The 1,492-nt window shown below is 63.7% G+C and carries 1 protein-coding gene; it reads left to right on the top strand.

What is annotated here, in order from left to right; translation table 11 throughout:
- Positions 1-118 precede the first annotated feature (118 nt).
- Entirely contained in the window at positions 119-1,165 is a 1,047-nt protein-coding gene (locus tag U1872_RS22265) for an IS110 family RNA-guided transposase (protein ID WP_332795051.1), read from the top strand.
- Positions 1,166-1,492: the final 327 nt, after the last annotated feature.

The raw sequence follows: 1,492 nt of genomic DNA, 5'->3' as shown, positions 1-1,492 counted from the left end.
AAAGATGGTGTATCGCGGCGGCTGCATTTCGACAGCGATGAGATTGCAGCCCCTTCACATACGATGCCTGGATCGGGGTCGAGCCTGACCTCGTGCATCGAGGGAAGGAGTGAGAGCGATGACGCATTTTGTAGGTCTGGACGTCTCAGTGAAGGAGACGTCGGTGTGCGTGGTGGACGATGCCGGCAAGGTGGTGTGCGAGCGTAAGGTGCCGACCGAGCCGGATGACATTGCTGTGCTGCTGACATCGGTCGCTGGCGATTACGTAAGGGTCGGGATCGAGGCCGGACCGCTGTCGCAGTGGCTGGTGAACGGCCTGATCGAGGCGGGTCTGCCGGTGATCTGCGTCGAGACACGGCACATGAAGGCCCTGTTGCAGGCGCAGCAGATCAACAAGTCGGACCGCAACGACGCCCGCGGGATCGCCCAGATGATGCGGGTCGGCCTGTTCAAGCCGGTGCACGTGAAGACGCTGGCCGCGCAGGAGCAGCGCATGCTGCTGACCAGCCGCAAGCTCGTCCAGCGCAAGCTGATCGACATCGAGTCCGACATGCGCGGCACGCTGCGCAACTTTGGCCTCAAGGTCGGTGTCGTCAGCACAATCGGTTACGAGGCCCGGATTCGTCATCTGGTCGAGGGCTTTCCGAGACTGGCGGCGATCGTCGAGCCGTTGCTGACGGTGCGGCGGGTGATGCGCCAGCAGCTCGCCACACTTCACAAAATGCTGCTCGACACGGTCCGGCATGATCCGGTCTGCAAACGGTTGATGACCGCGCCCGGCGTCGGCCCGGTGGTTGCGCTCACCTATCGGGCCTCGATCGACCAGCCCCAGCGCTTCGTCCACTCCAGAGCGGTCGGCGCGCATGTCGGGCTGACACCCCGCCGCCATCAGTCGGGCGAGATCGACTATGACGGCGGCATCTCCAAGTCCGGCGACACCATGCTGCGAACAATGCTGTACGAGGCGGCGCAGATCCTGATGACCCAGAGCCGCCACTGGTCTTGGCTCAAGGCCTGGGGGATGAAGGTCGCACAGCGCCGGGGCATGCGGCGCGCCATCGTCGCCGTCGCGCGTCGCCTGGCCGTCGTTCTCCACCGCATGTGGACGGACGGCACCGACTTCCGCTGGGGCAGCGAACCCGGCACCGCGGTCGCGGCCGCCTGATACAGGCTCAGACAGGAGTTTTCACGGTTCTGCCTCGGCAGGAAGAGGTCCTCACGGGGACGAAGGTGGTGTGAGATCGTAATGGCGGCAGCCCTGTTCTTACGAACAAAGGCGTCCAAAAGATTGATCCACGCCGCTTTCTCTTACCCCATCATGGGGCGGCTACGTGCCGACCCCGGAGAGAAGCACGAACCCCGTGTGACGATCTCAAGCTCGGCAGAAAACAGTATTTGAACTTCGTTGCCTACCAATTCGTCAGACCGGCGCACTCGCGGCGGCGGGAAGTGGCCTGCGCCTGTTGACTCAGGCCGCGATAGAGAAGCCGCC

The sequence above is a fragment of the Parasphingomonas frigoris genome (assembly GCF_036663815.1).
In the GTDB taxonomy this organism is placed as follows: Bacteria; Pseudomonadota; Alphaproteobacteria; order Sphingomonadales; family Sphingomonadaceae; genus Sphingomonas.
Note: the sequence above shows the minus strand (reverse complement) of the source record. Positions and strands in the feature narration are given on the sequence as shown.